The sequence below is a fragment of the Streptococcus mitis genome (assembly GCF_005144795.1).
GTDB lineage: Bacteria > Bacillota > Bacilli > Lactobacillales > Streptococcaceae > Streptococcus > Streptococcus mitis_BB.
Map to the genome: position 1 here is coordinate 19,625 of NZ_SWFJ01000016.1, position 9,122 is coordinate 28,746.

A 9,122-nucleotide genomic window follows, 5' to 3' on the forward strand; every position below is an offset into this window, starting at 1 on the left:
AGAATTGATGGATAAACGTATTTTTGTTGAGAAAAAGGCTGATTTTCAGGTCAAGTCAGAGAGTTTGGTTAGAGAACTCCAGCATAACTTGGGACTTTCAAGCTTGAAAAGTATTCGCATCGTGCAAGTGTATGATGTCTTTAACTTAGCTGAGGACTTGTTTGCGCCTGCAGAGAAACACATCTTCTCTGAGCAGGTGACAGACCATGTTTTGGACGAAGCGGTTGTGCAGGCGGATCTTGCTAACTATGCTTTCTTTGCCATTGAAAGCCTGCCTGGCCAATTTGACCAGCGTGCAGCTTCGTCACAGGAAGCCTTGCTTTTGCTAGGAAGTTCGAGTGATGTAATAGTCAATACAGCCCAACTTTACTTGGTTAATAAAGATATTGATGCGGCTGAGTTAGAAGCGGTCAAAAACTACCTGCTTAATCCAGTTGATTCTCGTTTCAAGGACATCACGACAGGGATTGCCAAGCAGGAATTTTCTGAGTCAGACAAGACCATTCCTAAATTGACTTTCTTTGAAAACTATACAGCAGAAGACTTTGCTCGCTACAAGGCCGAGCAAGGGATGGCCATGGAAGTGGATGATTTACTCTTTATTCAAGATTACTTCAAGTCAATAGGGCGCGTGCCAACTGAGACGGAACTCAAGGTTTTGGATACTTACTGGTCTGACCACTGCCGTCATACGACTTTTGAGACAGAGTTGAAACACATCGACTTTTCAGCTTCTAAATTCCAAAAGCAATTGCAGTCAACCTATGACAAGTATATTGCCATGCGTGATGAGTTGGGACGTACGGAAAAACCGCAAACCTTGATGGATATGGCGACTATTTTCGGTCGTTATGAGCGTGCTAATGGACGTTTGGATGATATGGAAGTGTCAGACGAAATCAATGCTTGCTCAGTTGAAATCGAAGTGGACGTTGATGGTGTGAAAGAACCATGGCTCCTCATGTTTAAAAACGAAACCCACAATCACCCAACTGAGATTGAGCCATTTGGTGGGGCGGCTACTTGTATCGGTGGAGCCATTCGTGACCCATTGTCAGGTCGCTCATATGTTTACCAAGCTATGCGTATCTCAGGTGCGGGTGATATTACCGCACCGATTTCGGAAACGCGTGCTGGGAAATTACCACAACAAGTCATTTCTAAAACAGCGGCCCATGGTTATTCTTCATACGGTAACCAGATTGGACTTGCAACAACCTACGTTCGTGAATACTTCCACCCAGGCTTTGTAGCTAAACGCATGGAGCTAGGTGCTGTTGTCGGAGCGGCTCCTAAGGGCAATGTTGTCCGTGAAAAACCGGAAGCGGGAGATGTGATTATTCTCCTTGGAGGTAAGACTGGACGTGATGGTGTCGGTGGTGCGACAGGTTCTTCTAAGGTTCAAACAGTTGAGTCCGTGGAAACTGCTGGTGCTGAGGTTCAAAAAGGGAATGCCATCGAAGAGCGCAAGATTCAACGTCTTTTCCGTAATGGCGATGTCACTCGTCTTATCAAGAAATCCAATGACTTTGGTGCTGGTGGTGTCTGTGTAGCTATCGGTGAATTGGCAGACGGTCTTGAAATCGACCTTAACAAAGTTCCTCTTAAATACCAAGGTTTGAACGGTACAGAAATTGCCATCTCTGAATCACAAGAACGGATGGCTGTGGTGGTTCGTCCTGAGGACGTAGACGCCTTCGTTGCCGAATGTAACAAAGAGAATATTGACGCTGTTGTCGTTGCGACAGTGACTGAAAAACCAAATCTTGTTATGCACTGGAATGGCGAAACCATAGTTGATTTGGAACGTCGTTTCCTTGATACAAACGGTGTACGTGTAGTTGTGGATGCTAAGGTAGTTGACAAGAATGTCAAGATTCCAGAAGAACGTACAACAAGCGCTGACACGCTTGAAGCTGATACCCTTGTGGTTCTGTCTGATTTGAACCATGCGAGTCAAAAAGGCTTGCAGACCATCTTTGACTGCTCGGTCGGTCGTTCAACGGTCAATCACCCACTTGGTGGTCGCTACCAACTCACACCAACTGAGGCGTCTGTGCAGAAATTGCCAGTTCAACACGGTGTGACTCATACTGCGTCAGTCATGGCTCAAGGATTCAATCCATATGTAGCAGAATGGTCTCCATACCACGGTGCTGCTTATGCGGTTATCGAAGCGACAGCTCGTTTGGTGGCTGCTGGTGCCAACTGGTCTAAGGCTCGTTTCTCTTACCAAGAGTATTTCGAACGCATGGACAAACAAGCTGAGCGTTTTGGTCAGCCAGTAGCAGCTCTCCTAGGCTCTATCGAGGCACAAATTCAGCTTGGTTTGCCATCTATCGGTGGTAAGGACTCCATGTCTGGTACTTTTGAAGAATTGACAGTACCGCCAACCTTGGTTGCCTTTGGGGTGACGACGGCAGATAGCCGTAAGGTGCTTTCTCCCGAGTTCAAGACTGCTGGGGAAAATATTTATTACATTCCAGGTCAAGCATTGGCTCAAGAGATTGACTTCGATCTTATCAAGTCTAACTTCGCTCAATTTGAAGCCCTTCAAAAGGCTCACAAAGTGACGGCAGCTTCAGCTGTTAAATACGGTGGTGTCGTTGAAAGCTTGGCTCTTGCTACTTTTGGAAACCATATTGGTGCAGAGGTAATCCTGTCTGAACTTGAAAGTTCTTTAACGGCTCAATTGGGCGGATTTGTTTTCACATCACCTGAAGAAATTGCTGGAGTAGAGAAGATTGGACAAACAAGTGCAGACTTTACACTCCTTGTCAACGGTGTGAAGCTAGATGGAAACAAACTTGACAGTGCCTTCCAAGGAAAATTGGAAGAAGTTTACCCAACAGAGTTTGTCCAAGCCAAAGAACTGGCTGAAGTACCAGCTGTGGCATCAGATGTTGTGATTAAAGCCAAAGAAAAGGTTGAAAAACCGGTAGTTTATATTCCAGTCTTCCCAGGAACCAACTCGGAATATGACTCAGCCAAGGCATTCGAAAAAGAAGGTGCAGAGGTCAACTTGGTACCATTTGTGACCTTGAATGAAGAGGCTATTGTCAAGTCAGTTGAAACTATGGTTGACAACATCAGTAAAGCTAACATTCTCTTCTTTGCAGGTGGCTTCTCAGCTGCGGACGAACCAGATGGTTCAGCCAAGTTTATTGTCAATATCCTGCTCAATGAAAAAGTGCGTGCAGCTATTGATAGTTTTATCGCTCGTGGTGGCTTGATTATCGGTATCTGTAATGGATTTCAGGCTTTGGTCAAATCAGGTCTTCTTCCATACGGGAACTTTGAAGAAGCCACTAGTACTAGCCCAACCCTCTTCTACAATGATGCCAACCAACACGTGGCCAAGATGGTGGAAACTCGCATTGCCAATACTAACTCACCATGGCTTGCTGGAGTGCAAGTAGGAGATATCCACGCCATTCCTGTTTCACACGGTGAAGGGAAGTTTGTCGTGACGGCTGAGGAATTCGCTGAGCTCCGTGACAATGGACAAATTTTCAGCCAATATGTTGACTTTGACGGCAAATCAAGTATGGATTCTAAGTACAATCCGAATGGTTCTGTCCATGCTATCGAAGGAATTACCAGTAAGAACGGGCAAATCATCGGTAAGATGGGCCACTCAGAACGTTATGAGGAAGGTCTTTTCCAAAACATCCCAGGAAATAAAGACCAGCACCTGTTTGCGTCAGCGGTTAAATATTTCACTGGAAAATAAGACTTGCAGATTTTCTAATAGATAGTATCAGTAATGTAAAAGTCATGTAGATTTAGCTCTTGATGATTGCAAATGAAAATTAGGTATAAAAAATGACATACGAAGTAAAATCTCTTAATGAAGAATGTGGTGTTTTCGGTATCTGGGGACATCCAGATGCTGCTAAATTGACCTATTTTGGTCTCCACAGTCTTCAACACCGTGGTCAGGAGGGGGCAGGAATCCTCTCCAATGATCAGGGACAATTGAAGCGCCATCGTGACATGGGACTTTTATCAGAAGTCTTCAGAAATCCTGCTAATTTGGATAAATTGACGGGAACTGGTGCGATTGGGCATGTGCGTTACGCGACTGCTGGCGAAGCTTCTGTAGATAATATCCAGCCTTTCCTCTTCCGTTTTCACGATATGCAGTTTGGCTTGGCTCATAATGGGAACCTGACCAATGCGGCCTCTCTCAAGAAAGAATTGGAAGAACGAGGAGCGATTTTCAGCGCGACTTCGGACTCGGAAATCTTGGCTCACCTCATTCGTCGTAGTCACAATCCTAGTCTGATGGGCAAAATCAAGGAGGCGCTCAGCCTTGTCAAAGGTGGTTTTGCCTATATCTTGCTGTTTGAGGACAAGTTGATTGCGGCTCTTGACCCCAATGGTTTCCGTCCGCTTTCTATCGGGAAAATGGCCAACGGAGCGGTGGTTGTTTCCTCTGAAACCTGTGCTTTTGAGGTTATTGGTGCAGAGTGGATTCGTGATTTGAAGCCAGGTGAGATTGTGATCATTGATGACAAAGGCATCCAGTATGACAGCTATACAGACGATACCCAGTTAGCGATTTGTTCTATGGAGTATATCTACTTTGCTCGCCCTGATTCTAATATTCATGGTGTCAATGTCCATACGGCACGTAAACGTATGGGTGCCCAATTGGCGCGTGAATTCAAGCATGAAGCGGATATTGTGGTCGGTGTGCCCAATTCTTCCCTCAGCGCAGCCATGGGATTTGCGGAAGAGTCCGGTTTGCCAAATGAAATGGGTCTTATCAAGAACCAATACACCCAACGTACCTTTATCCAACCGACTCAAGAATTGCGGGAGCAAGGGGTGCGGATGAAACTGTCTGCTGTTTCTGGTGTTGTAAAAGGCAAGCGTGTGGTTATGATTGATGACTCTATTGTACGTGGAACAACCTCGCGTCGTATCGTTCAGCTCTTGAAAGAAGCTGGTGCGACTGAGGTTCACGTTGCCATTGGTAGTCCAGCGCTAGCTTATCCATGTTTCTACGGGATTGATATCCAGACCCGTCAGGAACTGATTGCGGCTAATCATACGGTCGAAGAAACTCGCCAAATCATTGGTGCGGACAGTCTGACTTATCTTTCTGTTGAGGGATTGATTGATTCGATTGGTATTGAAACAGATGCGCCAAATGGTGGTCTCTGTGTCGCTTACTTTGACGGTGACTACCCAACTCCTCTCTACGACTATGAAGAAGATTATCGTAGAAGTTTGGAAGAAAAGACCAGTTTTTATAAGTGAGTTACTGAAGATTCTCCATAAAAGAAAAGGAATAAACAAATGACAAATAAGAATGCGTACGCTCAATCTGGTGTGGATGTTGAAGCGGGTTATGAAGTTGTTGAACGGATTAAAAAGCACGTGGCTCGTACGGAGCGTGCAGGTGTCATGGGAGCTCTTGGTGGCTTTGGTGGTATGTTTGACCTTTCAAAAACAGGTGTCAAAGAACCTGTCTTGATTTCAGGAACTGATGGTGTTGGAACCAAGCTCATGTTGGCTATCAAGTACGACAAGCACGATACTATCGGTCAGGACTGTGTGGCTATGTGTGTCAATGACATCATTGCTGCGGGTGCGGAGCCTCTCTATTTCCTAGACTATGTGGCGACAGGCAAGAATGAACCAGCCAAACTAGAACAAGTAGTCGCTGGTGTTGCAGAAGGCTGTGTGCAGGCTGGTGCTGCCCTTATCGGTGGGGAAACGGCTGAAATGCCGGGCATGTACGGCGAAGATGACTATGACTTGGCTGGTTTTGCGGTCGGTGTGGCTGAAAAATCTCAAGTTATTGACGGTTCAAAAGTGGCAGAGGGAGATGTTCTTCTTGGACTTGCTTCAAGTGGGATTCACTCCAATGGTTACTCTCTGGTTCGTCGTGTTTTTGCAGACTACACAGGTGAGGAAGTTTTGCCAGAATTGGAAGGCAAGCAACTCAAGGAAGTTCTTCTTGAGCCGACTCGTATCTATGTCAAGGCTGTTTTGCCACTCATCAAGGAAGAGTTGGTCAACGGCATTGCCCACATCACAGGCGGTGGCTTTATTGAGAATGTCCCTCGCATGTTTGCAGCTGACTTGGCAGCTGAGATTGAAGAAGACAAGGTTCCCGTGCTTCCAATTTTCAAAGCCCTTGAAAAATACGGTCAGATTAAACACGAAGAAATGTTTGAAATCTTTAATATGGGTGTGGGACTTATGCTAGCAGTTAGCCCTGAAAATGTAATTCGTGTCAAGGAATTGTTGGATGAACCAGTCTATGAAATTGGTCGCATCGTCAAGAAAGAAAACGAAAGTGTCATCATCAAATGAAAAAAATAGCGGTTTTTGCCTCGGGTAATGGCTCAAATTTTCAGGTGATTGCTGAAGAATTTCCAGTAGAGTTTGTCTTTTCAGACCATCGTGACGCCTATGTGCTCGAACGTGCAGACAAGCTTGGCGTTCTGTCCTATGCTTTTGAACTCAAGGAATTTGAGAGCAAGGCAGACTACGAAGCGGCCCTTGTCGAACTCTTGGAGGAACACCAGATTGACTTGGTTTGTCTAGCAGGATACATGAAAATCGTTGGGCCCACCTTGCTGGCAACTTATGAAGGTCGAATCATCAATATTCATCCAGCCTACCTGCCAGAATTTCCAGGAGCTCATGGGATTGAGGATGCTTGGAATGCTGGGGTGGAACAGTCTGGCGTGACCATTCACTGGGTGGATTCGGGTGTGGATACAGGAAAGGTCATCAAACAAGTACGTGTACCGCGACTAGCTGATGATTCCATTGAAAGCTTTGAAACTCGCATTCATGAGGCAGAGTACAAGTTGTATCCAGAGGTTCTGGATAGCTTGGGAGTTGCACGAAAATAAGATCGAAGTCAAGTTTTGATTGCGCAATCTTGCTAGGAGAAAAAATGATTGAACTGAAATTAGTAGATGAGAGCAGTTTTCAGGCAGTGCTGGATTTGAAAATATCTGAAGCTGATGAACGAGCACGTTTCGTGGCTCCAAATGTACGCTCTTTAGCTGACGCATGGCTCTACCGGGAAAATGAAGATGTGTTTCCGAGGGCAATATATTGGGATAAGCAAGTGGTTGGCTTTCTCCTGCTGGAAATAGACAAGGATGAAGCGGAATACTTTATCTGGCGGATAATGATTGGTCAGCAGTACCAAGGAAGAGGTTATGGTCGAAAAGCCTTAGAAGTTCTAATCAAAGAGGCTCAGATGGATAGAGTCTGCAGTCATATTGTTGCAGATTATGTGGTTGGAAATGAAAAAATGAAGCACCTGCTGACTAGTCTTGGTTTTCAGGAAACAGGATTTATAGAAGAAAATAATGAAGTCGCTATGCGCTTGGACTTAAAGAAAGAGGAATAGAATGACGAAAAAAACCTTAATCAGCGTCTCAGATAAAGCGGGCATTGTTGAATTTGCCCAAGAACTCAAAAAACTTGGTTGGGAGATTATCTCGACGGGTGGGACCAAGGTTGCCCTTGACAATGCTGGGGTGGACACCATTGCTATTGATGATGTGACTGGTTTTCCAGAGATGATGGACGGTCGTGTCAAGACCCTACACCCAAATATCCACGGTGGACTTTTGGCTCGTCGTGACTTGGATAGTCACTTGGAAGCAGCTAAAGACAATCAAATCGAGCTCATTGACCTTGTTGTGGTCAACCTTTATCCATTTAAGGAGACCATTCTCAAGCCAGACGTAACTTACGCTGATGCGGTGGAGAATATCGATATCGGTGGGCCATCTATGCTTCGTTCAGCAGCTAAAAACCATGCCAGCGTGACGGTTGTGGTAGACCCTACTGACTACGCTGTTGTGCTTGACGAATTGTCAGCAAACGGAGAAACAAGCTATGAAACTCGACAACGTTTGGCAGCCAAGGTTTTCCGTCACACAGCGGCTTATGATGCCTTAATCGCAGAATACTTCACAGCTCAAGTGGGTGAAACAAAACCTGAAAAGCTCACTTTGACTTATGATCTCAAGCAATCAATGCGCTATGGGGAAAATCCTCAACAGGATGCAGATTTCTACCAAAAAGCCTTGCCGACTGATTACTCCATTGCTTCAGCCAAACAGCTTAACGGTAAGGAATTGTCATTCAACAATATCCGCGATGCTGATGCTGCTATCCGTATCATTCGTGATTTTAAAGACCGTCCAACCGTTGTGGCTCTCAAACACATGAACCCATGTGGAATCGGTCAGGCTGATGACATCGAGACTGCTTGGGACTACGCTTATGAGTCTGACCCAGTGTCTATCTTTGGTGGAATTGTTGTTCTCAACCGTGAGGTGGATGCTGCGACAGCTGAGAAGATGCACGGCGTTTTCCTTGAAATCATCATCGCACCAAGCTATACGGATGAGGCGCTAGCCATTTTGACTAATAAAAAGAAAAACTTGCGTATCCTTGCCTTGCCATTTGATGCTCAAGAGGCTAGCGAAGTGGAAGCAGAATACACAGGTGTAGTTGGTGGACTTCTGGTGCAAAACCAAGATGTGGTCAAGGAAAGCCCAGCCGATTGGCAAGTGGTGACCAAACGCCAACCAACTAAGACAGAATCGACAGCTCTTGAGTTTGCTTGGAAGGCTATTAAATACGTCAAATCCAACGGAATCATTGTAACCAACGACCACATGACACTGGGTGTTGGTCCAGGTCAGACTAACCGTGTGGCTTCTGTTCGTATTGCCATTGACCAAGCCAAAGACCGCCTTGACGGTGCTGTACTTGCTTCGGATGCCTTCTTCCCATTTGCGGATAATGTGGAAGAAATCGCCAAAGCAGGTATTAAGGCTATTATACAGCCAGGTGGATCGGTCCGTGATCAGGAATCCATCGAAGCTGCGGATAAATATGGCTTGACCATGGTCTTTACAGGCGTGAGACATTTTAGACATTAAGAAGGTAAAGGGAAGAAAACAGTTTCTTTCCTTTTTTGCTTAAAAATGCTTAATAAAACGGCTCTTTGTCAACTGTAGTGGGTTGAAGAAAAGCTAAGCTCGAGAAAGGACAGATTTAGTCCTTTCTTTTTTGATATTCAGAGCAATAAAAATCCGTTTTTTGAAGTTTTCGAAGTTCCGAAAACC

Annotated in this window: 6 protein-coding genes; all 6 read left to right on the top strand. The window is 45.3% G+C overall.

Annotated features, from left to right (window positions below):
* Positions 1–7 precede the first annotated feature (7 nt).
* The gene (locus FBF73_RS09530; protein ID WP_136937674.1) at positions 8–3,733 is read left to right on the top strand and encodes a phosphoribosylformylglycinamidine synthase; all 3,726 of its coding nucleotides are present in this window, start codon (positions 8–10) and stop codon (positions 3,731–3,733) included.
* Between the two features lie 92 nt (positions 3,734–3,825).
* Complete coding sequence (gene purF, locus FBF73_RS09535; RefSeq protein ID WP_136937675.1) at positions 3,826–5,268, top strand: amidophosphoribosyltransferase; 1,443 nt, start codon at positions 3,826–3,828, stop codon at positions 5,266–5,268.
* Between the two features lie 39 nt (positions 5,269–5,307).
* Positions 5,308–6,330, top strand: coding sequence for a phosphoribosylformylglycinamidine cyclo-ligase (gene purM / locus FBF73_RS09540; protein ID WP_136937676.1), 1,023 nt, complete (start codon positions 5,308–5,310; stop codon positions 6,328–6,330).
* On the top strand, positions 6,327–6,878 hold the full coding sequence (purN, locus tag FBF73_RS09545) for a phosphoribosylglycinamide formyltransferase (protein ID WP_136937677.1): 552 nt from the start codon (positions 6,327–6,329) through the stop codon (positions 6,876–6,878). The genes purM and purN overlap by 4 nt, the downstream gene beginning before the upstream one ends.
* A gap of 44 nt (positions 6,879–6,922) precedes the next feature.
* Positions 6,923–7,387 carry a GNAT family N-acetyltransferase gene (locus FBF73_RS09550; RefSeq protein WP_050261349.1) on the top strand — a complete coding sequence of 155 codons (465 nt, stop codon included), beginning with the start codon at positions 6,923–6,925 and terminating at the stop codon, positions 7,385–7,387.
* 1 nt (position 7,388) lies between these two features.
* Complete coding sequence (gene purH, locus FBF73_RS09555) at positions 7,389–8,936, top strand: bifunctional phosphoribosylaminoimidazolecarboxamide formyltransferase/IMP cyclohydrolase (protein ID WP_136937678.1); 1,548 nt, start codon at positions 7,389–7,391, stop codon at positions 8,934–8,936.
* Positions 8,937–9,122 lie beyond the last annotated feature (186 nt).